At 39.7% G+C, this 24757-nt stretch carries 18 protein-coding genes; 13 read left to right on the top strand and 5 right to left on the bottom strand.

Going from position 1 to position 24757, the window contains the following annotated elements:
* Positions 1-6: 6 nt before the first annotated feature.
* Positions 7-2364 carry a TonB-dependent receptor gene (locus KO513_RS11935; RefSeq protein ID WP_215913557.1) on the bottom strand — a complete coding sequence of 786 codons (2358 nt, stop codon included), beginning with the start codon at positions 2362-2364 and terminating at the stop codon, positions 7-9.
* 120 nt (positions 2365-2484) lie between these two features.
* On the opposite strand from KO513_RS11935, the gene KO513_RS11930 reads away from it, so the two are divergent.
* From KO513_RS11930 to KO513_RS11915, 4 genes are all read left to right on the top strand, one after another.
* The gene (locus KO513_RS11930) at positions 2485-3720 is read left to right on the top strand and encodes a hypothetical protein (protein ID WP_215913556.1); all 1236 of its coding nucleotides are present in this window, start codon (positions 2485-2487) and stop codon (positions 3718-3720) included.
* A 153-nt stretch (positions 3721-3873) separates the two neighbouring features.
* Positions 3874-5163, top strand: a complete 1290-nt coding sequence (locus tag KO513_RS11925) for a DUF5690 family protein (RefSeq protein WP_371735673.1) — start codon at positions 3874-3876, stop codon at positions 5161-5163.
* A gap of 2 nt (positions 5164-5165) precedes the next feature.
* On the top strand, positions 5166-6329 hold the full coding sequence (locus KO513_RS11920; protein WP_215913555.1) for a TIGR03364 family FAD-dependent oxidoreductase: 1164 nt from the start codon (positions 5166-5168) through the stop codon (positions 6327-6329).
* Positions 6322-6999, top strand: a complete 678-nt coding sequence (locus KO513_RS11915; RefSeq protein ID WP_215913554.1) for a phosphonatase-like hydrolase — start codon at positions 6322-6324, stop codon at positions 6997-6999. The genes KO513_RS11920 and KO513_RS11915 overlap by 8 nt, the downstream gene beginning before the upstream one ends.
* Positions 7000-7109: 110 nt before the next feature.
* On the opposite strand, the gene KO513_RS11910 is transcribed toward KO513_RS11915, so the two are convergent.
* Complete coding sequence (locus KO513_RS11910) at positions 7110-7616, bottom strand: hypothetical protein (RefSeq protein WP_215913553.1); 507 nt, start codon at positions 7614-7616, stop codon at positions 7110-7112.
* A 45-nt stretch (positions 7617-7661) separates the two neighbouring features.
* Positions 7662-8228: a helix-turn-helix domain-containing protein gene (locus KO513_RS11905; protein WP_215437082.1), complete on the bottom strand. Its 567-nt coding sequence runs from the start codon at positions 8226-8228 to the stop codon at positions 7662-7664.
* 272 nt (positions 8229-8500) lie between these two features.
* On the opposite strand from KO513_RS11905, the gene KO513_RS11900 reads away from it, so the two are divergent.
* The 9 genes from KO513_RS11900 (at position 8501) to KO513_RS11860 (ending at position 22768) form a co-directional block, all read left to right on the top strand.
* Complete coding sequence (locus KO513_RS11900) at positions 8501-11719, top strand: SusC/RagA family TonB-linked outer membrane protein (RefSeq protein WP_215913552.1); 3219 nt, start codon at positions 8501-8503, stop codon at positions 11717-11719.
* Positions 11720-11750: 31 nt separating this feature from the next.
* The gene (locus KO513_RS11895; protein ID WP_215913551.1) at positions 11751-13196 is read left to right on the top strand and encodes a SusD/RagB family nutrient-binding outer membrane lipoprotein; all 1446 of its coding nucleotides are present in this window, start codon (positions 11751-11753) and stop codon (positions 13194-13196) included.
* 77 nt (positions 13197-13273) lie between these two features.
* The gene (locus tag KO513_RS11890; protein WP_215913550.1) at positions 13274-14920 is read left to right on the top strand and encodes an alkaline phosphatase family protein; all 1647 of its coding nucleotides are present in this window, start codon (positions 13274-13276) and stop codon (positions 14918-14920) included.
* A 103-nt stretch (positions 14921-15023) separates the two neighbouring features.
* Positions 15024-16391 (top strand): (R)-1-hydroxy-2-aminoethylphosphonate ammonia-lyase, encoded by a 1368-nt coding sequence (gene pbfA, locus KO513_RS11885; RefSeq protein WP_215913549.1) that lies wholly within the window; start codon positions 15024-15026, stop codon positions 16389-16391.
* Positions 16392-16393: 2 nt separating this feature from the next.
* Positions 16394-17989 (top strand): fibronectin type III domain-containing protein, encoded by a 1596-nt coding sequence (locus tag KO513_RS11880; protein WP_215913548.1) that lies wholly within the window; start codon positions 16394-16396, stop codon positions 17987-17989.
* Complete coding sequence (locus tag KO513_RS11875) at positions 17986-19071, top strand: sulfatase-like hydrolase/transferase (protein ID WP_215913547.1); 1086 nt, start codon at positions 17986-17988, stop codon at positions 19069-19071. Before KO513_RS11880 ends, KO513_RS11875 begins: the two co-directional genes overlap by 4 nt.
* A gap of 380 nt (positions 19072-19451) precedes the next feature.
* Entirely contained in the window at positions 19452-20315 is an 864-nt protein-coding gene (locus tag KO513_RS11870; protein WP_215437059.1) for a UDP-2,3-diacylglucosamine diphosphatase, read from the top strand.
* A gap of 23 nt (positions 20316-20338) precedes the next feature.
* Positions 20339-21346, top strand: a complete 1008-nt coding sequence (locus KO513_RS11865; protein WP_215913546.1) for a glycosyltransferase family protein — start codon at positions 20339-20341, stop codon at positions 21344-21346.
* A gap of 6 nt (positions 21347-21352) precedes the next feature.
* On the top strand, positions 21353-22768 hold the full coding sequence (locus KO513_RS11860; RefSeq protein WP_215913545.1) for a GH1 family beta-glucosidase: 1416 nt from the start codon (positions 21353-21355) through the stop codon (positions 22766-22768).
* A gap of 228 nt (positions 22769-22996) precedes the next feature.
* Here KO513_RS11860 and KO513_RS11855 read toward each other — a convergent pair whose 3' ends face one another.
* Positions 22997-24292, bottom strand: a complete 1296-nt coding sequence (locus tag KO513_RS11855) for a TRAP transporter large permease (RefSeq protein WP_215437051.1) — start codon at positions 24290-24292, stop codon at positions 22997-22999.
* A gap of 5 nt (positions 24293-24297) precedes the next feature.
* Entirely contained in the window at positions 24298-24756 is a 459-nt protein-coding gene (locus KO513_RS11850; RefSeq protein ID WP_215913544.1) for a TRAP transporter small permease, read from the bottom strand.
* Between the last annotated feature and the right edge of the window lies 1 nt (position 24757).

Here is a 24757-nt window from a genome sequence, read left to right as displayed (position 1 = left end):
AAATTATTAGAAATTGATAGAAACCGAAGCTCCGTAAGTAGCTGGCCTTCCTCTCCATCCGAAGTCATCGAAACCTCCGAACAAAGAACCTGGCACATACTCGGTATAGTATTGTTTGTCCAGAATATTATTCCCCCAGATAGTGAATTTTACATTATCAAAAGAAACGGACGCTCGGGCATCCAAAAGCTGATAAGCGCTAGTAGTAAAGGCATCGGAATTACTTTCATCCCAATAGGTTTTGCCCGTACTGTTCAGGTTGATGTTACCGTCAAAGTTTATCTTCTCGGTAAGCGCAAAACTAGACTCCAAGCCTATGTTAAAATTGTTCTGCGGAACAAATGGCGTTTTCTTTCCGTTGAAGGCGCTTAAATCCGTGGCCGTTCCATTAACGCCACCAGTAGTCCCACCTTCAGTAATCTCAGAATCTACAAATCCATAATTGGCCAATAGATCCAAATATTTGGTCAATCTTAGCTTAGCATCCAATTCAAAACCTATGATCTTACTTTTATCATAGTTGTAGTTACCCGGATAAAATGTATCTAGATCGAATATGTACTGCTGCTGATTCGAAAAATTAGTGTAAAAGGCCGACCCGTTTAAAATAAAGCGGTTGTTCCACATTGATGTTTTAAAACCAAACTCATAGTTATTGGTAAGTTCATCCTCAAAATCCCTGTTAAAACGGTCGGTCACTGCAGGGTTAAAACCACCTGTTCTATAGCCTCTACCATAATTAGCATAGATCAGGGCATTTTCGGTAGCTTGGTAAGACAAAGAGGCTTTGGGTTGTACAATATCATTTGAACGTTCAAAAGTGTCACCCGACAAATGGTCTTCTTGTTTGAAGGTATCGTTATCGTAACGGAAACCTGCGGAAGCCGTAAGCTTATCCGTTATCTTATAATCGATAAAGCCGAATAAAGCATAGGTTGTGGTTGTATTGATAACATCTGCGGCAATACCATAAAAAAGCTGGTTTAAATCAAAATCCCTATTATATCCATCTTGAAAAAAGGGCTTTTCAATATCTTGATAAAACCCTCCAGCACTCCAATTTATTTTTCCTTCGGAAGCTACATTATTCAACCGTAGTTCTTGGTTGAACGTTTTTGTTTCGGCCGTTTCGCCTTGGGTAAAATCATCAAAAGGTATAAAATCAAGATCACCGCTCAAAGATCGATCTACATAATTGTATGAAGTAATACTTTGAATTTTAACCTTACCCGGAGTATACTCCAAGCTTACATTTCCAAAAGCATTCCTAATATCCGATTTACCCGGTTCATCATGGTTTATAACATTATTGCCATCTTCTGGGTCAGGCGAAAGAGCACCTCCGGGAAATCCATCAACAAATAAGTTGCCCGTTGGGTTAACGGAATAGTAGGCCGCACCACCGCTTACGTCTATAAATTGAAGGGTAGCACTGGCCTTGAAATTATCGGTTATTCTAGCGATGATTTGCCCACGGGCATTGAATTCCCTAGAGAAATCTACCTTTTCATCATTGAATTCATTAGTCAATAAACCGTCAAAATTCTTAAACTGAGTGGAAAGACGATAGAACACTTTATCTTTCTTGATGGCTCCGGAAGAAACGAATTGGGTCAATAAGGCATTAGCGTTACCATACCCTAGGGTCAGATTATTTTTGGTAGTGTTCACTGGCTCTTTAGAGTAAATATTGATGGCTCCACCAATAGCATTCTTTCCGTAAAGTGCGCCTTGCGGGCCTTTTACCACTTCAATCAAGGCTAGGTCAAACAATTCTTGATTGAGCAAACTCGGATCAGGAATGGTAACCCCGTCTATCACAAAGGCAACGGGTGCATCTGCATTTCGTATTTGGGGAATCCCCCTGATTGTTAAAAAGTTAATTCCGGCCGCTTGAGAGCTGTTCAGTTTAAGGTTGGGCACCAATTTTGCGAAATTCGTCACATTGTTGATCCCATTTTTTTCTATGCCTTCACTGTTCAAGGCGGTAACCGACTCAGGTATGGACTGCACGGATTCGGTTCGCTTTCTGGCCCTACCGACTACTCCAGCAAACCCTTGCACCTCAACCCCTTCAAGTTGTTGGGCATCCTCTTCAAGTACAATATTCATTGTACCACTTTCCCCTACCTGAAGTTCTTGGGTCTTGAACCCTAAATAAGAATACACCAAGGTAGCTTGTGAATTAACGGCTATTTCATAATTCCCGTTGAAATCCGTAGTTACCCCATTTGAGGTTCCTTTCTCAATGATATTTACTCCGGGCAAAGGTTCTCCGTTAAAACTTATAAGACCTCTTACCGTCTTTTCTTGAGCCAAAATTACGATTGGCATCATCATTAAAATAAATAGTAGTTTTTTCATAAGTGACTGGCTTATATGTGCTTTGAATTAGTTTGATAAAAGTAGCCCACACATATTCTTACCAATTATTTACGATTACTAAAAGATTATTTAATAATTTTAAAACATAATTCATAATTCATGAAAAAACAGGAAGTTTTTGCCCTACCCCTCACTTCTGAGTATTTTGAAATTTTACTGGAAGAATTAAAGGAAACCTTCAAAAAGAAGCATGGTATAAAAGAGATTCCGAAATCTATGCAGTTTTATGGCTATGGGAATTATGATCCTGAGAAGCCAAACCTAAAAGAAGACCTAGAGCATATTGGCAGTGATTTTATCAACGGAAAGTATCTTTATGACAAAGTTAGGGACTTCAGAAAGGGAAAACCGATCATCAAACTCAACCAATATTACAAATCCGTTCTACTTTTGTACTTAGGTTACGAATCAGTTGATGTTTTTCTAGATGAAAATAGACTAGAAGGTCTAAAAGAAAAAAAGCAGCTTGCCCTACTGTACGATGAAAGCGCCAACAAAACCTTTTATTATTTAAACTACTACTTTGGAGAAGATGATGTTATTCTAAGAGGGGAAACCATCATATCCAATAACTGGAAAAAAATTAAGCACACCTATGTGTATCCCCAAGAAGATGGCACCCACAAAGAACACTACAATTTTGGTAACATCGTTCGTAGAGAAGATACTGTACATATAAATTCTAAAACACTGCTAGACGGCAAGCTGGTAGAAGGAGCCAGCGAAATCTATTATATAGGACACAGTGACCCCTCTAATGTAAGATACCTGATAGGTACCTACTGCACTTTTGATATTTACACAAATACGGTGGCAGGACAATCCATTCTTGAACGATGTGATTCTAAGGAAGACATGGAAGAGCGGTCTAAAAACCCGACCATCCCTCCTTACATTGCCATGGAAGTCAGAAACAAGCGCATTGTAAACAAAAGCATTGTCCCCAAACACTTTCTAGAAATCTCGGAATTCAGCCCGTATGCTTCTATCTATGAGAGTTTGGCCGGATCGTATACCTTAACTTTCAAATTTCCCGATGGATTTGAAGAAAAATTAGATTTCCAAATCTTACCGACCAATTATAAAATGATGGTCCAGACAGAGAACGTTTATTTTGAAAAAGACAATTTGGACTTAATGAACAAGGGATCTGTGGTTCGTTTTAGTTTTGATTTTGCCGGAATTATCGCTTTTGACCATGTAGATGTGTATTTTAAAACCTATTTCTTAAAAGAGGATAGTGAAAACCATGATGGGGTTTTTAGCGGTATCGATAATGAAAATAGATTGGTTAATGGTTCCGTATCTATCAATTTTAGCAGAGCCCAATACTAAACCTTCTTACTCAAAGCCAATAAAAGCCGGATTGCCCACTCCCCTTCACAATTAAATAATTACTCCATAAGCTTTTCTTAACGCTCAAAAATTTACAAATAGTGAATAAAAATTGAATTTTGTGTTTTAATATTTACTATTTGTAAACTTTTTGTGACTCTCAAAATACATCATAAAGAAATTAGGTTTTTGGCCTACGGTACATTTGCATCTTTTGGCACCTATTTCTGTATGTATGCCTTTCGGAAACCGTTTACAGTAGCCACCTATGAGCAGCTCTCCTTTATGGGAATCGATTATAAAATTATCCTCATAATCACCCAAGTACTAGGATATATGCTTTCCAAATTCATTGGTATTAAGCTTATTTCAGAACTCAAGGCCAAGAATAGGCTGCCGTATCTTCTGGTAATGATTTCCTTAGCGGAGTTAAGCCTTATTCTTTTTGGACTTATTCCTCCTCCATACAATATTATCTTCATGTTCTTCAACGGCCTCTCGCTGGGAATGATTTGGGGAATAGTATTTTCATATTTAGAAGGGAGAAAATTTACTGAAATATTGGGTGTTACCCTCTGTTCTAGTTTTATAGTTTCAAGTGGTGCCGTAAAATCGGTGGGTTTACTTTTGATTAAAGCCACAGGTGTTTCCGAAATTTGGATGCCTGCCTTGACAGGTGCCGTATTTCTAGTTCCCTTTTTGGGGTTCTCTATTTTACTTGACCGGATTCCAAGACCCACCGAAGAAGATAAAGTACTACGAAAAGAACGCAGGCCTATGAGCCGTGAAGACCGTAAAACGGTGTTGTCCAATTTCTCCTTCCCTATCATTATTCTTGTCTTTTTTTATATCAGCCTTACGGCAATACGTGATTTTAGGGACAATTTTTCCCGTGAGATTTGGGATGCTGTAGGTTTTGAAGACAATGCTTCTATCTACACCCTTTCGGAACTTCCGGTAGCGATTATAGTTCTGTTTTCAATTGGTCTTTTTGCGTTCGTTAAGAATAACTATCGCGCCTTTATGACCTATCACTATCTCCTTATTTTTGGCGCCCTATTAATTGGCATAAGTACCTTTCTATTTCAAAACCAGCTTATAGGCCCTGTACTCTGGATGATTTTAATTGGCTTAGGATTATATATCTGCTACGTACCCTTTAATTGCATCTTTTTTGATAGGATGATAGCCACCTTTAAAATTGAGGGAAATGCAGGCTACCTCATCTATATAGCCGATGCCTTTGGGTATCTGGGAAGCATGGCCATTCTACTCTATAAGAATTTTGGGCAACGCTCCGTCTCATGGCTACAGTTCTTTAGCTACGGAACCTATGCCATAGCTCTTATAGGCTTTGTCGTAGCCACGAGTTCATTAGTCTATTTCAAAAAAAAATACAGAAGGGAACAACAGACTTTAAAAAGTGAATTACAGATTGTATGACCATGGAAAATAAATATGACCTAATTGTAGTTGGTGGTGGTGCACTGGGCACATTTCATGCCTACCACGCCATTAAAAAGGGCCTAAGGGTAGCCTTGCTCGAAAAAGATGGAAAACCTCAAGGAGCAACGGTTCGGAATTTTGGACAGGTAGTACCCTCAGGAATGGATTCCAAATGGCAAATTTACGGACGAGAAAGTTTACGCATCTATAAAAAAATCCAATCTAAATTTGATATATCGGTTCGTCAAGAGGGAAGCATTTATATAGCATCTAATGATGAAGAGGTTCAACTTTTGGTAGAACTTAATGCTATAAACTTAACTAATTCCTATAAATCCAAATTATTGACCAAGGAAGAATGTCTTGAAAAGTACCCCGGTCTTCGTAAGGATTATGTAAAAATGGGACTATTCTTTCCGGATGAAGTAATGGTTGAGCCACGGTTGATGGTGAATAAACTTCATGACTATTTAAAAACTCAAGGACTAGACCTTTTTTACAACAAAACGGTTGTGGAGTGCAACAGTCTAACCAATTGGATGCAAGTTCATACAACGGACAACCTAAGCTTATCCGCGGCTAAAGTCATTATCTGCAACGGAAGTGATTTTAAAACGCTGTACCCAAGCTTGTTTGCGGAAAGCGATCTTATCGTATCTAAATTACAGATGATGCAAACCAAGCATCAGCCCAATTATAAATTACCCAGTTCTATACTCACCGGGCTTTCCATACGCCGCTATGAAGCTTTTTCGGAATGTCCTTCATACGCCTCCATTAAAGCCAAAGAAAACAGCGAAGCTTTCGAGAAAAAATGGGGTGTTCACATTCTTTTTAAACAGGCTACGGACGGTTCCGTTATTATAGGTGACTCCCATGAATATGCTCCGGCAGCACGTATGGATCATTTGGGAATGGACTTAAATATGGACATAGATAACTTTATCCTTAAGGAAGCCAAAAAAATATTTGACTTACCCACCTACCAAATCCAGAACCGTTGGTACGGCCTTTATTCCCAATGCAAAGAGGCAGATATCTATCAACATACTTTAGACCGTAACATTCATATTGTTACCGGTATAGGTGGTAAAGGCATGACCGGAAGTGCGGGTTTTGCCAAAGAAAACATCAATTCAATTTTTAATTTACAAAATGCATAACATAGAATTAGCAGTATTTGACATGGCCGGAACGGTCGTTAATGAGAACAATGTGGTCTACAAAACGTTGCAAAAGGCCATTAACAAGACCGGTCATAAACTAGACCTGGATTTTGTTCTTGAGCATGGTGCCGGAAAAGAAAAACACCAGGCCATAAAAGATATTTTAAACGCCCTTAACGATTCAAAAGAACAGGCTTCCGAACCTATTTTTGAGGATTTTAAAAAACTATTGGATAATGCTTACCACGAGCTGAACGTAACCTCGTTTGAAGGTGTTGAGCAAATGCTAACTCAACTCAAATCCAAAAAAATAAAGATAGCACTGAACACGGGCTATAACAGGGCCATTGCCGAATTGCTATTACAAAAAATGAACTGGAAACAAGGCGAGCAATATGACGCACTGGTTACAGCTAACGATGTAGTTGAAGGTCGCCCTCACCCAGCCATGATATATAAGGCCATGCAACTACTGAAAATAACCAATTCCAATAACGTATTGAAAGCCGGAGACTCTATCATAGATATTGAAGAAGGAAAAAATGCCCAGTGTGGCGTTACCGTAGGTGTAACCACCGGTGCCCATACGGAAGATCAATTAAAATCCGCTCAACCTACCTATGTGTTAAGCTCCCTTACAGAACTCCCTAATTACCTGGCAGGTTAGTTATTACTAAAACGGTTTTGAACCAAAAACAAACAATCCGTTTACCAGTTGGTAGACGGATTGTTTTATTTATAAATAATTCGTAAAACCTTTACTGTTTGATATATAATTTACTCAGCTATTTTACTTTTAAAAAAACTTTCCACTTTTGGCATATCTAAATAATCTCTTGGAATTATTCTTAACATTCCATCTCTAATGTCGGCGATTTTCAGATAATTGTCTATCCCGAATTCTGTAAGATCTGTTAATTCAAAGTTCTCCTCTATAAAATCAGCTCCACATAGTAAGCGATTCAATTCTACAATTTTTCCATATAATTTTGTAGAAATCCAATTTCTTTTCCTACTAATTATTCCAAGGTGAACTTGCAATTTATTAAAAAGCTCCACGTTTGAAAAAACTAAATGACAGGGGTTCTTGTCTACCAAGTGAGTTGTCTGGAAATAAGTCAATATCTCCTCTATTTCCTCATAAGTTTGTAATCTTTTTTCTATAGCAATCTTCCAGAAGTCTTGATTATACTTCCTTTTTTCCAGCAAGTATGTGATAATGCCCGAGGTAATTGCAGAAACAACAGCACTTGATAAAATTATTGTTATCAGATTTTCAATCATTGAATTAATTATTTTAGTTTTTGCTTGATAAATCGCATAATACATCTACACAAAAAAATACATAACCAACATCTTGGTTGGTCTGTCACTCCTGTTAACAGGCACATGGGGAATGCGACCATCAAAGAAAATAGAATCGCCTTCTTTCAAAAGCACTTCTTCTTCGTCAATAATATAAGAACATTCGCCCGTAAGCATATACTTAAACTCGTAAGCGTCCGTAGTAACTTTATCTCGTTCCGAATTAGGTTGCACCTCTAATAAAACCGTCTCAAAACCTAAAGAAGAAAGCTGTTTTCCAAAAATGTAGGTATAGTTAAAACCTACTGCATTATCCTCTTTTTCAATACTGGTATTATCTTCCTTTCTTGAGACAATAAATTTGGCCCCATTTATTTTGGCCATACCATTAAAAAAGTCGGTTACCTCAACTTCCAATGAATTAATAATCTTTAAGAGAACGGGTAGCGAAGGTATGGTCCGGCCATTCTCTATTCTTGAAATTAGACCACCAGTAACTTCTGCCCGTTGCGCAATATCGCTAATGGTCTTATTTCCCTCTTTTCTTATTTCCTTAATTCGTTTTCCTATACCAATAAGGTAGTCTTCCATATCTAAAACTTAATATACAAACTTACTATTAAATACATTTTAAGACGTTTAAACCTACAAAATAGATGTGGTTTTTAGTCAGCATAATTTTAATTAAACCGTCATAATTACAAAATCTATAATTGAGTATTTGTAAATAACGTTAAGATAACATTTTTATAACAACGCCTCTCTAAACCTTGCAATAACTTAATATTTAATCACATTTCGCTTAACCTGTTCAACTGATATTTGTTGCATAATAATTAACCAAAGTTTACAAATACGAAAAAATGAAAAGAACAGTTCTTTTAGCCTTATTCACTTTGGTGGTCAGTTTGGCCGCCCGTGCACAGACCACTTTTACGGGAACGGTACTAGATGAAAACCAAGTGCCATTACCCGGTGCTTCTTTAGTTATTAAAGGAAGTGCATCCGGGGTAGCCACAGATTTTGACGGTAATTTTAGCATAGAATTACCACAAGGAAATGAAATTCTTGTAGTATCCTATTTGGGGTATATACCCTCGGAACTCAACACAACGGGAAAAACAACAGCAACCATCGTTTTGCAACCTAACTCAGAACAATTAGGCGAGGTTGTGGTAACTGCTTTGGGTATTAAAAGAGAAGCTAAGAAATTAGCGTATGCTGTTCAAAAAGTCTCGGGAGAAGACATTTCAAAAGCAAAAGAAACCAACGTTGTAAACTCCTTAGCGGGTAAACTAGCCGGTGTTCAGGTAACCGGAGGTAATTCTGGAGTAGGTTCATCCTCACAAATCATTATTCGTGGGGAAAGTTCGTTAAACCCAAGTCCAAACGCGAATTCACCGCTTTTCGTAGTTGACGGTATTCCCATCAACAACAGTGTAAGTAGCCGATCTAGCGAAGGTAACATGGAAGTAGACTACGGCAACGGTGCCCAAGACATTAACCCGGACGATATAGAGACCATGAGCGTTCTAAAAGGACCAAGTGCCACCGCCCTTTATGGCTCAAGAGGTGCTAATGGGGTTATATTGATAACTACAAAATCAGGAAAGAACAACAAGGGCATAGGTGTTTCCTACACCAACAACACCACATTTGAGTCTATTCTAACATTTCCAGAATATCAATATGAATACGGTCAAGGATCAAACGGTCAGTTCGCTTTTGCCGATGGTGGTCAAAATCGTTCCATTACGGGAGGCGTAAACGATCATGTTGACGAAAGTTGGGGTCCTGCTTTAAACGGTCAATTGATTGCACAGCACGACAGCCCAACAACCAGCGGTTTGCGTGCGGGTGATGTTCATGTACGACCAAGAAATGCAGACGGTACTTTTGCCGATGAAATTATTGCGACTCCGTTTTTATCAAGACCCGGAAATATTAAAAGTTTTTTTGAAACCGGACATACCATTAGTAACAACATTGCGCTAACCGGTGGAAACGATAAAGGAAACTTTAGACTCTCTTTTACCGATTTACAAAGCGAGGGCATCGTACCCAATACGGATTACAATAGACGTTCATACGCTCTTAACGGATCGTACCAACTTGCAGATTGGCTTAAAGTCTCCGGTTCTATGAACTATGTAAACAGTAACTCAGGCAACCGTCCAGTAAACTCGTATGGTACGGAAAACATTATGTACTTATGGATTTGGTTCGGACAACATGTTGATATGGACTCGCTACGCGATTACTGGCAACCAGATTTAGAGGGCGTACAACAGTACAATTACAATTACAACTACCATGACAACCCTTTCTTTAATGTTTACGAAAACACCAACAGTCTTGATAAGGACCGTATTTTTACCAATATGCGTGCAGACATTAAACTGGCCAAAGGTCTAGATTTCATGTTCAGAACCGGTTTTGATTATGCCAATGAACTAAATATGCGTAAAAGAGCTTATTCTACGCAGCGGTTCCCAAAGGGCCAGTATAGAGAAGATAATATTTATGCTTTTGAACAGAACACAGATTTTCTTCTTGGCTACAACACTACGTTTAATGACGACTTTGATTTTGGTCTTTCTTTTGGGGGCAATAGCCGTATTGTTAAAAACAGATACCAAAGAGTAAGTGCCAACTCACTTTCAATTCCTGGCATATACAATTTCGGGAATGCGGCAGAACCTCTAACGTCTAGCGATTATGATGATAAAAAGGAAATTAACAGTCTGTACGCCTTTGCAAATTTTGGTTTCAAAGACTATTTGTTCCTAGATGTTACCGGAAGAAACGATTGGTCTTCTACCCTTCCTTTAGAGAACAGCAGTTATTTTTATCCTTCTGCGGGACTTAGTTTAATTCTATCGGACATGTTCACGCTTCCTAAAACCATAACTTTCGCAAAATTAAGAGCAGGTTGGGCAAGTGTAGGTAACGATACTGACCCGTACAACTTATTATCTACTTACGGCTTTGGAACCACATTTAACGGTTTTTCAAGAGTTAATTCGCCTTCCGAATTAAAACTACCGGACTTAAAACCAGAAAGAACCAATTCTTTTGAGGTTGGAGCGGACTTAAGGTTGCTTAATAACCGTTTAGGGCTGGACGTGGCTTTATACAGATCGGAAACCAAGAACCAAATTATTTCGCTACCAGTTTCCAATACTTCTGGTTATAACCAAACGGTTATCAACGCTGGTAAAGTTAGAAATGAAGGTCTAGAAATTACTTTGAACGCAACACCTATAAAGTCTGAGAATTTCACTTGGAACACCAACCTCAACTTCACTACCAATAGAGGTAAAATTATAGCACTAGCAGAAGAACTCCCTTTTTATCGGATAAAGGAAAACTACCTTATTGTAGGTGCCGAGGTAGGTAAGAGAATGGGAGATTTATACGGTACGGGCTTCGTAGAAGTAACAGATCCCAACAGTCCTCATTTTGGAAAATGGATTATCAACCAAGATACCGGTCTACCTTCAAGAGATAGTGATCTTAGAAACTTGGGTAACTATAACCCTGATTTTATGGTGGGCCTTCAAAATAGTTTCCGTTACAAGAACCTAAATCTGGGCGTTCTTTTTGATTGGAGACAAGGTGGTGTTTACCATTCAAGAACCGTTTCCATTGGCGGTACCACAGGCCTTTTGGATTTTACTACGGAAGGGCGTGAAACGGGTATTGTTGCCGAAGGAGTAATAAATACCGCAACTGCAGAAAACTCAGTATATGAAGAGAACACCATAAATGTTCCTGCATCCGGGTACTACTCTACCGTGTACAACCGAAGCAATGAGGAAACCACAATGTACGATGCCAGTTATGTAAAACTTAGAGAAGTAAAATTCGGTTACAACTTCCCTAAAAAGATGTTCTCCCAAACCCCAATTGCTTCCGCCAGTATTTCTCTTGTTGGACGTAACCTGGCTTTATGGACAGAAAACCCCCATGTAGACCCCGAAACTATATCATTCTCAGGCGGAACGGTGGTTCCCGGTGTAGAGGATATGGCCCTGCCAAGCACAAGAAGCTATGGAGTTAATATAAACATAGAATTCTAAATAGAATTAATCAATACAATATATATTCAAGATGAAAACATCAAAAATATTTACCATAATTCTTCTAGCCGGCTTAAGCTTAACAGGCTGTACCGAAGATTTTGAAGAAACCAATACCAACCCTAATGCTCCGGAAATGGTAAGTGCCAATCTACTTACCGCAACGGCAACTTCTGAAATTGCCCGTACTTTAACGTCCGAAGGGTATTCGGACGGAAATACCCTTACCCAGCTAATGGCAAAGAACAATTTTCCTGGTTTTGGTCAATTTGAATGGGGAGATCAAGGACTTTGGAATTTTTTCTATGAAATTTTACCGGAAGTAACGGATATTCTAGAAATCTCTAGAGCAGAGGAAACAAAGAACAGCACTTATGAAGGCATTGCCCTAACCTTAAGAGCCCTTTGTTATGCCAATTTAACAGATCTTTATGCTAACGTTCCTTACACGGAAGCTATTACCGGAAAAACAGATGCGGTTTTTACCCCAAAATACGATGATCAAGAAACGGTTTACAATGGCGTTCTTCAAGATTTAGTTGATGCCGATGCCGCTTTGGCCTTAGGTGAAGCCATTACAGGCTCAACCGGAGATGCTATTTTTGATGGTGATGCTTCAAAATGGAGAAAACTAGCAAATTCCCTTCGCTTACGTTACTTGTTGCGTATCTCAAAACAAAGAGACGTATCGGCCCAAATGCAAGCTATTGTTAGCGCCGGAAACTATATCATGACCAATGATGACAATGCTACCTTAACTTTCAGCGGAACTTCAAATACTGACTCTTGGCCGGAAAGTACAGGCCGTATTGGTGGTTTTGACGAGAAAAGCTTGTGTACTACCGGACTTGAATACCTTACCCGTTTCAACGACCCTAGATTGGATATTTGGTTTGACCGTAACAATAATGGAGAATATGTGGGCATCCCTATTGGCCTAAACCAAGATAACGCTAGAGCGTATGACGATGCCAACAGCCCTAGTCGTTTAGATGTTGAATTGTTCTACTTTTCAAGAACTGAGGCTGAGGCCTATATTATAAAAAGCTCTGAGGTGAACTTTATTTTGGCCGAAGCCGCAGAAAGAGGCTTTATTTCTGGTGATGCCGAAACTTTTTACAATGAAGGAATTCGCCAAAGCATGAAGTATTGGGGCGTAACGGACGATCCGGTTATTGATGCTTACTTAGCACAGCCATCCGTAGCTTACGACGGGAGCATTGAATTGCTAATGATCCAAAAAACACTAGCACTCTGGAATGTAGATTACCAAGGTTGGTTTGATTATAGGAGAACAGGCCTTCCTGCACTTGAAGCCGGACCGGACAATGAAAACCAAGGTCTTTACCCGGTTAGATTTCTATACCCTTCTTCTGAACAAACGTTGAACAAAATAAACTATAAAGCTGCAGTAGAAGCAATTGGTGGGGATAATATAAACTCTAAGGGATGGTGGGAGACCGGAACAAGGTACTAACCTTATTATAAACAGCAATGCTTTTGCCCAACGTAACAACCAAGGCAAAAGCATTGTTATAATTAATTTTTCAAATTATGAAACAAATTAAGTTACTTATACCTATGCTGGCGCTCTGCGGAATATGGTCCAAAAGCGCTAGTGGTCAAGAAGTACCTACTTTAGACATTGAACACGTAGTAGTGATAGGTTTTGACGGACTAAGCCCGGATGGACTGCAAAATGCTGCTACCCCAACCTTTGACCAATTGATACAAGAGGGTGCGTATTCAATGCATGCAAGAGCGGTTCTCCCTACCAGTTCAAGTACCAATTGGGCTTCAATGATTATGGGAGCCGGACCCGAGCAACATGGCATTACATCCAATGCTTGGGAACCTGATAATTTTACGCTTCCCGCGGTTACACAAAGTGAGGAGTTCATATTCCCCACTATTTTTCAATTGACCCATGATCAAATAGCCTCCGCAGAAATAGGTGCCATTTATCACTGGGGAGGTTTCGGAAGACTGTTCGAGAAAAGTGCAGTTGATTATGATACAAGTCCGGAAACGGAAGATGAAACCGCAGTTTTGGCCAGTTCTTACATTAAAACCAAAAGACCAAAACTCACTTTTATACATTTTGACCATGTAGATCACGCCGGTCACGAGTACGGCCATGGCACCCCACATTATTACGAATCTGTAGAGAAATCAGATAAACTTCTTAAAGAAGTTATGAACGCAATTAAAACAGCCGGTATTGCGGACAAAACACTGGTAATCGTTAGTGCCGATCATGGTGGTTTAGGCAAAGGGCATGGTGGCGAATCACTTCAAGAAATTGAAATTCCCTTTATCGTTTGGGGAAAGGGAGTCAAGAAAAACCATAAAATTATCCACCCTGTCTATCAGTATGACAACGCAGCTACGGTAGCTTTTGCTCTAGGTCTAAAAATCCCATATGCCTGGATTGGAAAACCTGTACTCTCGGCTTTTGAAGGTTATGAAATTGAAGATGACTATATGCTTCTTGAGCAGTTGAAGGAGCCTGTTATTTTTCCCAAATCGGACGGTTATAAAAAAGCAGGCGGACTTTTCACCGAATCTACTTCCGTTGAAATCAAAAATATAAACGAAGAGGGTACCATCAGATATACCTTAGATGGTTCATTACCAACAAAAACTTCCAACGCTTATGAAAAGGTCATCTCACTAACCCAAAATACGGTGGTTAAAAGTGCAATGTTCACTAATGAAAAAATTAGTAGTCCGGTTGCAGAAGCCTATTTTAGAATTCGACCAAAAGACCTTAAAAAACCAGTAAAATACGAGATTTTCTACGAAGACCAACTTTCTTTTCTTCCGGCCCTAGGCTCAAAAAAACCGAATCTAACCGGAAATATTTTTGAAATTACTTCCGATGAAATAAAGGATAAGATAAGATCCAATACCGTGGTACGGTTCACTACCCAAATAAGGGTAGATCAAGAAAAAAGTTTTAGGTTCTATGTTCGTTCGGATGATGGTAGTCAACTCTTTCTAGATAACGAACTCGTAGTAGACAACGACGGCGACCACGGGGTAAGGACAAAAGATGGGTCAATAACTTTAAAACCCGGTCTCCACACCCTCAAAGTTCTTTGGTTTAACGGTGGGGGCGATGGTTGGCTAGATGTTTTCGTAGAGGAAGGGGAAATGGTCAAACAAATTTTAACCCATCCTTTATTGATAGCCGATTAGATGAATTTTCTCAATTTCTGTTTTATAACGCTGTTTTCGCTGGGCACTACAGTTTGTGCCCAGCAAAATAGTACCAAACCCTACTCTTGGGAACAAAGTCTTTATGCATCCAAATAAAAAAATCAAATCCAACAAAAGAACTGAGGGCGATATTAACTACACCCCCGCCAGACAAGCTTGGTTAGACCATGAGGTAGATGAAAGCACAAAGGCCCTTCTTGAAAAAGATGCCCGTTATTTTTTTCATCAAGCCCTATCCTCTCCCTGTCTAGACGTACTTAAAAACTGTGAGGGACCTTATATCGAAAACCTATCGGGGAAAAAGTATCTTGATTTTCATGGCAATAACGTGCATCAATTGGGTTTTTCGCATCCAATATTGGTACAGCGCCTTACCGAGCAATTACAATCGCTTACCTTTTCTACGCGCCGGTACACCAACGAAGCAGCCATTAATTTTGCCGAGAAACTGGCCTCGCTCTTACCATCAGATTTAAACCGAACACTTATGACCCCCAATGGTAGCGCCGCCATTGGCATCGCCCTTAAACTGGCACGGGCGGTCACTGGTAAATTCAAGGTAGTTTCATTTTGGGATTCCTTTCACGGCGCCTCATTAGATGCTATAAGTGTAGGTGGTGAATCTGTTTTTAGAGAACACATGGGGCCCATGATGCCCGGAGTAGAACGCATTCCGCCGCCTGTTACCTACCGCGGCATTTACGAAGGCAACGAATCTAAATGTCTGGAGTATTTAGAATATGTATTCGCAAAAGAAGGGGATATTGGCGCCTTTTTGGCAGAGACCGTAAGAAATACGGATGTACAACTTCCCTCAAAAACCTTTTGGAAAGAGGCCAGACGCCTCTGTAATCAATATGGCGTGCTACTAATCTTAGATGAAATTCCTATAGCCATGGGCCGTACCGGAAAAATGTTCGCTTTTGAACATTACGATATAGAACCGGATATCCTTTGTCTGGGAAAAGGTTTGGGAGGTGGAATTTTTCCACAAGCAGCTATCGTTACACGTGATTCCTATAATAATTTCAGTGATATTTCTTTGGGTCACTACACCCATGAAAAGAGTCCGCTTGGAGCTATAGCCGCATTGACTACCCTAGAAATTATTGAAGAGGAACTTCGCCTGGATAAAATCAAAAATCTTGAGCGAATCATGCACCAAGAAATGAATCGCCTAAAACAAAAGCATTCAATTATAGGTGATATTAGAGGTCTAGGGCTTTTATGGGGAATTGAACTGGTAAAAGACCAAAAAACTAAAGAAAAAGCAATTGACGAAGCCGAAAAAGTAATGTACGAGTGCTTAAAAAACGGACTTAGCTTTAAGGTCTCCGCTGGCAATGTTCTCCAACTTGCACCGGTGCTCACCATTTCTGAGGATACGTTAAAAGAAGCCGTGCAAATTCTAGATAATTCCCTTACTTCGTTAAACCTTGAAACCAACTGAAAATGAAAAACAAACACCTTTTACTCCTGCTTAACCTTATGCTCTTTTCACTAGTGAACGGGCAAAAAGACCAACCTTCTTTATTGGTACACCCATACTTACAAGATGCCACTCCTAATTCCATTAAAGTATTATGGCAAACCTCTAGTGGCGAAGAGAGTATCGTAGAGTGGGGCACGACACAGAAACTGGGCAAAAAGACAAAAGGCATCGCTTACGATATCAACTTTACCCATTCTAGAATTCACGAAGTCCAGATAGAAAACCTGAAAAGGTTTACCACCTATTTTTACCGCGTACGTACAGGTAATGTGGTCTCCGATATTTTTCAGTTTAAGACACCTCCTTTTTCGAGCGATAATCAATCGTTCAATATGCTCGCCATGAGCGATATGCAAAAAGACCACCAGAACCCCAATAAGTTTTCCGAAATCGTAAATGAAGGGATTTTACCTTACCTTAAAACAACGTACGGCCAAACACTTCCAGATAATCTTGCCTTGGTTTTAGTACCTGGAGACCTAGTAGAAAACGGCACGAAATACGACCAGTGGAAAGATGATTTTTTTGACCCCGCACAAAATCTGTTTGCGGAAGTTCCCGTCTATCCAGTGCTGGGTAACCACGAAAAGAATTCGGCCTATTATTTTAAATACTTCAGTCTGCCCAAAAACGGAACTCCCGCTTATGCGGAGCATTGGTGGTACAAAGACTATGGAAATACGCGCATCATAGGTCTCAATTCTAATGAGGGTTACCGAGACATAGAACAACAATATACTTGGTTGAAAGAGGTCCTGGCAGAAACGGCCAACAATCCGGATATAGACTTTGTGTTCGCACAATTGCACCATCCGCATAAATCGGAATTGTGGATACCCGGAGAGGAAGAATCTACAGGAAAAGTTGTTAAACTCCTTGAAAATTTCACTACGGAAACCGGCAAACCCAGTCTTCATTTTTTTGGTCATACACATGGCTATTCCAGGGGGCAATCCAAAGACCATAAACACCTATGGGTCAATGTAGCTTCGGCCGGTGGAGCTATTGATAATTGGGGCGAGTTTGAAGGTCGTGATTATGACGAATTTACCGTAACCCAAGATGAATACGGATTTGTGATGGTAGAGGTAGACGCCACCGAAGGCAATCCTAAATTCACTTTAAAACGAATAAGCAGGGGCAACGAGAACCAGTTTAAATCCAATGAAAAGACAGACGAAATCACCATTTACGCAAAGAGTCACAAACCCGATGCGCCACAAGCCATTTCCCCAAAAGGAGAAAACATCCCCTTTACGGGAACTACATTAAAAGCGGGAAAGTTTAGCAGTTCCTTTAACGGGGCATACCATGCGGCCGCACATTGGCAAATAGCTACGCAACCTGATTTTTCAAAACTAGTCCTAGACCGTTGGAAACAATCGGAAAATTGGTACTATCTTGAAAACAGACAGGAAGGAGATGACTTAACGGATGAGCCTTCCAAGAGACTGGAACCAAACACCACGTACTATTGGCGCGTTCGCTACCGCGATCAGCACCTGAATTGGAGCAACTGGTCCAACACTCAAACTTTTAAAACCAAAAACCCATGAAAAAGTTGACACTCTGTATTCTTGTACTTCTTTTTTTTGTAAAAAACAACGCCCAAGAGAACGATACTAAAGTGGTTCTGATAACTTTGGACGGGTTGCGATGGCAAGAGCTCTTTTCAGGAGCGGACCCGCTTTTGGTATCCAACCCTACCTATGTTCATGATACCACGGCATTGAAAAATCTATTTTGGAAACCCTCGCCACAGGAAAGAAGAAAGGCCTTAATGCCCTTTGTTTGGAATTCCATATCGGAGATGGGACAAATTCACGGTAACCGAGAATTGGGGAGCAAGGTAGACCTCACCAATAAAATGTGGTTCTCATACCCCGGTTATAATGAAATATTGACGGGTAAAGCAGATGATTCCCGTATAGATAGTAACGATAAAATACCCAACCCCAACACTACCGTTCTTGAAATGGCTAATTCTGATGTGCGGTATAAAAACAAGGTCGCAGCTTTTGGTAGCTGGGATGTTTTTCCTTTTATCGTAAATGAGGAACGCTCGGGCGTACCCGTAAATGGCGGATTTGAAATTGCCAAAGGGAAAGACCTTAGCGAACGAGAAAGATTCCTGAACGAGCTACAACCAAGAGTACCCAGCCCTTGGGGAACGGTTCGTCTGGATGCCTTTACACACCACTATGCTATTGAGCATATGAAGAAAAACCATCCTGAATTAACTTACATTGCCTACGGTGAAACCGACGATTTTGCACACGATGGCGACTATCAGGCCTATTTAAAATCTGCCCATAACACAGATGCCTTACTAAAGGATTTGTACGATTTTACACAGCAAGACCCCTTTTACAAAGACCGGACCCTCTTTATAATTACTACCGATCATGGCCGTGGAACCCAACCTTTGGAAACTTGGAAAAGTCATGGTGAAGACATAAAAGGTGCCGGACAGGTATGGATGATTCTATTTGGAAAAGGTATTGATGCCCAAGGCGAAGTTTCAACACCGAAACAACTATATAGCAACCAAATTGCCCCAACTATTTTAAAGGTCTTGAGCTTAAAAAATGAACCTAATAGCATGCCGGGAAAACCACTATCCTTAGAAAAAAAATGAATCTATAGTTTATATAATGATAGCTTGATATTAAGTTAACTCTACAACAGCCACTTTAAACGAATTTTGCGCTGTGATTATTTGAGTTAATCTAGTTTGAGTTAGTTTAGTAAAACCGGTGCACGTCTCAGCACCGGTTTTTTTTATGCTCAAAAAAGTGCTGCTCTAAATGTAAAGATTAGCTAACAAATTGTTAATCTATAGTTTACGAACGAGTAAACTAAAAGACCAATCTTTATCCAAACTTGTTTTCTCTATATGAAAATAGTTCTAGTATACTTGTCCACCCTTGTGGTAAACCTTCTAATCTCACAACTTAGAAGCTACTTTTCGCCCTTAAAATTCAAGAAAATAAGAAAGCGTAGCTACCCCTCCATACAATGAAAAAAAGACCCGTAGATATTGTTGTCATTTCGGACATACACCTTGGAACTTATGGATGTCAAGCCAAGGAATTGATTAAGTATCTAAAATCCATAAACCCTAAGCAAGTAGTATTGAACGGTGATATTGTTGATATATGGCAGTTTAACAAACGATACTGGCCAAAATCGCACATGAAAGTGGTAAAACTGCTAATGGAATGGATTACCAAAGGCGTAAAAGTGCATTACATTACCGGTAACCATGATGAAATGATGCGTAAATTTTCCGGCTTTAAACTAGGTTCTTTTAGTATAGTAAACAAGTTGGTACTAAACGTTCATGGCAGAAAAGCTTGGATCTTTCATGGGGATGTTTTTGATGTTACCATGCAACATTCCAAATGGTTGGCCAAACTAGGCGCCATTGGTTATGACACCCTTATTCTTATTAACAGTGCGGTAAACTTTTGCTACAAAAAATTGGGAAAGGGACCTGTTTCCATGTCCAAGAAAATAAAGAACAGTGTAAAATCTGCCGTAAAGTTCATTAACAACTTTGAGCAGACCGCTGCGGATATTGCCATAGAGAATGAATTTGATTATGTAATATGCGGACATATCCATCAACCTGAGATTAAATCTATAGAAACGGATAACGGCAAGGTAATGTACCTGAATTCCGGTGATTGGATAGAAAACCTTACCGCGCTTGAATATTCCCATGGAGAATGGAAGCTCTATAAATATGAAGACGATTTGTACATACAGGCGTACAACTCGGATAGCAATGACCATGTTGAAATGCTGGAGAAAAAAGAACTTTTTCAAAGCCTAATGTCCGAGTTTAATGACATGGTAGCCTCAAAAGTAAAAAAATGACCAACCCCAAAAAAGAACAGTAGATGAAAGTACTCTATGCGATACAAGGTACTGGAAACGGGCATTTAAGTAGAGCCCGGGATATTATACCATCCCTACAAAAAAACAACATTGAGCTAGATTTACTGGTAAGTGGTACCCAAGCGGATATTAAACTACCCTACCCCGTTAAATACCAATTGAGCGGATGGAGTTTTATTTTTGGAAAAAAAGGGGGTGTAGATATGTGGCGTACCTATGCCAAAACCAACTCGGCTAGAATAAAAAAAGAAATTAAAAGCGTTCCGGTTGCGGCGTATGATTTGGTCATTAATGATTTTGAACCCATTTCCGCATGGGCGTGTAAAGCAAAAAACCTGCCCTGTATAGCCCTTAGCCATCAAGCGGCGGTCTTATCGCGTCACGCACCAAAACCAAAACAAAAAGACCACTTAGGAAAGCTCATTCTTGAGAAATATGCACCCTCTACTACACAGTACGGATTTCACTTTAAAGCATATGATGATAGAATCTTTACTCCCATTATTAGACAGGACATAAGGTCTACCACAAGAACTTTGGGCGAACATTATACAGTGTACCTGCCCTCCTATAGCGATGAAAAATTGCTCAAAATGCTATCGCAAATAAAGGATGTTAAATGGCAAGTGTTCTCTAAGCACAACCAGAAAGAGATATTTTCCAATAATATTACCATTAGCCCAATAACCAATGAAGCTTTTGTAAACAGCATGGCAAATAGCAAAGGAGTCCTTTGCGGCGCCGGTTTTGAAACGCCGGCAGAAGCTTTACACATGCAAAAAAAATTATTGGTAATTCCTATGAAAGGCCAATATGAACAGCAGTGTAATGCAGCGGCATTAAAGGAAATGGGAGTTCCTGTTGTTAAATCTTTAAAACTGAAGCATCTGGATAAAATTAAATCTTGGATAGATACCAATACCAAGCTAGATGTGCACTACCCAGATACTACAGATGAGATAATTGAATCCGTTTTGGAAGAATCATTATTTACTTACACCGGCAAATAATTTTAAATGGCGAATACGAGTGCGCAATCAGCTTTTGACTTGCAACCTGATGATTTTGGAGAAGATTTTGTTTGGGGCGTATCCACAGCAGCTTACCAAATTGAGGGAGCCCATACAGCAGATGGAAAAGGAAAGTCTATTTGGGACGAATTTGTCACTAAAAAAGGTACCATTTATGAAAATCAACATGCAGAAATAACCTGCGATTTCTACCATAGATATAAAGATGATATCCTTTTAATGAAATCCATGAATATTGAACACTACAGGTTTTCAATATCATGGACGAGAATTCTTCCGGACGGTACCGGTGAAGTAAACCAAAAAGGAATAGCATTCTATAATGATGTAATCAGTTTTTGCCTTAAATGCGGCATTACGCCTTGGGTAACTCTATACCATTGGGATCTGCCCCAAAATTTAGAACAATTGGGAGGTTGGGCCAATAGAAAAATCTTGGACTGGTTTGAACATTATGTGACTATTTGTGCCAACGCGTTTGGTGATCGGGTAAAAAATTGGATGGTTCTAAACGAGCCAATGGTATTTACCGGAGCAGGTTACTTTTTAGGGGTACATGCTCCTGGTAAAAAGGGACTCAAAAACTTTCTGCCTGCCATTCACCATGCCGTACTATGTCAAGCTCTGGGTGGGCGGTTACTTCGTAAGATGGTACCCAACGCCTTCATAGGAACCACTTTTTCCTGCTCACAGATTTCTCCTCGGTCCCATAGTAGAAAGGACGTAAAAGCAGCGGACAAGGCCGATGCTCTTCTGAACCGCCTTTTTATCGAGCCCAGTCTGGGATTGGGTTATCCGGATGAAAGTATTCCCGTTCTCAGGAAACTAAAAAAATACCAAAGACCGGAAGACGCTCAAAACAGTATTTTTGAGTTTGATTTTATCGGTATTCAAAATTATACCAGAGAAGTTGTTAGGCACAGTTATACCGTACCTTATTTAAGGGCGAAAATTGTAAAGGCACCGGAAAGAAATGTTCAGACCACATTAATGGATTGGGAAGTTTATCCCCCAAGTATTTATGAGATGCTGAAAAAATTCAACGGTTATAAAGGAGTTAAAAAGGTATTTATTACCGAAAACGGGGCTGCTTTTGAAGACACTTTAGAAGGTGAACGTATAAATGATAAAGAACGAACTTCATATTTACAAAACTACCTGAAACAGGTTCATAGGGCACAGACCGAAGGACTAAAAATATCCGGGTATTTTGTATGGACCTTTACCGATAACTTTGAATGGGCAGAGGGCTATTATCCCAGGTTTGGTTTGGTGCATATTGATTTTACAACTCTAAAACGCACCATTAAAGCTTCAGGCATGTGGTACAGTAATTTTTTGAAGGACAAGAAAGAATCAGTACCGTCCGAATCCAAAAAAACCGATGTCCCCATCGGTTAAATTCTATTCAAGCTAATTCAAATAAGAACGTATGCCGGATATCGCGGGGCAAAGATGCCCTTTAATCACTTATCTGTCATGACCTTAACTTTAGGGGTTTATTACCGTTGTGTTAAGCCGTTATAATTCTGTTGTTCTTGAATAAATCCCATAAAAAAACTAACAATTGCCAAGCTCATTTTCTAAAAACCCTCTTCGCAATTGCCAGTTTTGGAACCTTTCTAGTTTCTATAAATCAAACAAACTTGGCAACCATAAACTAAGTTGCGGAATGTAAGTCACAAGAAACAGTGCAATTATCATGGCTATAAAAAGTGGAAACAGCGGTTTTATCACTTTTTCTATAGTGGTGTTGGCAATACCTACCCCAACAAAGAGAACCGAGCCCACTGGCGGCGTACAAAGCCCTATACAAAGGTTAAGTACCATAATGATTCCAAAATGTACCGGGTCTAGGCCCAATTTGGTTACTACCGGCAAAAATATAGGTGTAAAAATCAGTACGGCAGGCGTCATATCCATAAAAATACCTACAAACAATAATAGTAGGTTTATGATAAGTAGTATAACAATTTTGTTATCGCTAATCCCCAAAAGCCCAGAGCTGATTTCTTGCGGAATATTCTCGTAAGATAAAGCCCAAGACATACTCATGGAAGCACCAATCAGTAACATAACAATAGCCGTTGTTGAAGCGGAGTCCAAAAGAATTTTAGGGAGCCTGTCAAATGATATTTCCTTGTAGAAAAAGCCCAACAGCAAACTATATAGTACGGCTATGGCCGAAGCTTCCGTTGCAGTAAAAACCCCAATTACAATACCACCTATGACCACTACAAGCATGAACAAACTTGGCAAAGCATCAACAAGGGTTCTAAAAATCTCTTTAAAAGAACTACGTTTTCCTACTTTATAGCCTTTTTTCTTTGCCCAAAATGAAGCCACTATCATAAGAAAGAGTCCCGTTAAAATACCGGGAATATATCCAGCTAAGAACAATGCGGCAATAGAGGCCCCACCACTTGCTAAAGAATAGACAATAAGTACATTACTTGGTGGAATAACGAGACCTGTAGTAGCCGCAGTTATATTTACGGCCGCACCAAACTCCCTAGAGTATCCTTCTCGCTCCATTTCAGGCCCCAAAATACTTCCCATGGCAGAGGCTGCCGCCATGGATGAACCAGCAATGGCGCCCATAAGCATGGCAGAAACAATATTGATCAATGCCAGCCCACCGGGCAAAGCGCCTACCAAGGTTTTTGCAAAAGCAATTAACCTATGTGCAATACCCCCTTTATTCATAAGTTCTCCCGAAAGTATAAATAAGGGTATGGCCAATAGTGCAAAACTATCCAGACCTGTACCTATACGCTGAGAGACCGTAGTAAAGGCCGGTAACACGGGAATGCTAACCAACATGGTAAGAACGGAAGATATAGCGATACTCCATGCAACAGGGGTTCCTATGGCCAACAAAACCACAAAACTTAGCACCAAAACTAAAATTGGTAAATACTCCATAATACTTAGTCTTTAAGAAGGTCAGATATTTTATAATAGATGATAAGCACGCCACTAATGGGAATCACTAGGTAAACCAGCGATAACGGCACTTGTAAAGCAGGAGAATGTTGATCCAGAACGTGCGTAATGTAAACTAATCTAGAACCGCCAATAACCAATGCTCCAAGGCTAAACAGAATGACCAACCAGTGCACTATTAATTGTAATTTCTTTTGTGTAGCCTCACTAAAACGCTTTGGCAATACATCAATTGCAACGTGAAGATTTTTACCTGATACGTATGCGGCACCTAAAATCCCAACCCAAATCATTAGATATCTAGCCAACTCATCTGTAAATGAACTTGGTGAACCCAATAAAAACCTGCTGAACACCTGCCATAATACATTTAAGACCATAACTCCCATTATCGTAACGAGAAAATAGGCCAAGGCTTTGTCTATACTTTTCCTTAATTTCATA

Source organism: Zobellia sp. B3R18 (assembly GCF_018860715.1).
Taxonomy (GTDB): domain Bacteria; phylum Bacteroidota; class Bacteroidia; order Flavobacteriales; family Flavobacteriaceae; genus Zobellia; species Zobellia russellii.
This window is presented reverse-complemented; position numbering and strand designations above follow the sequence as displayed.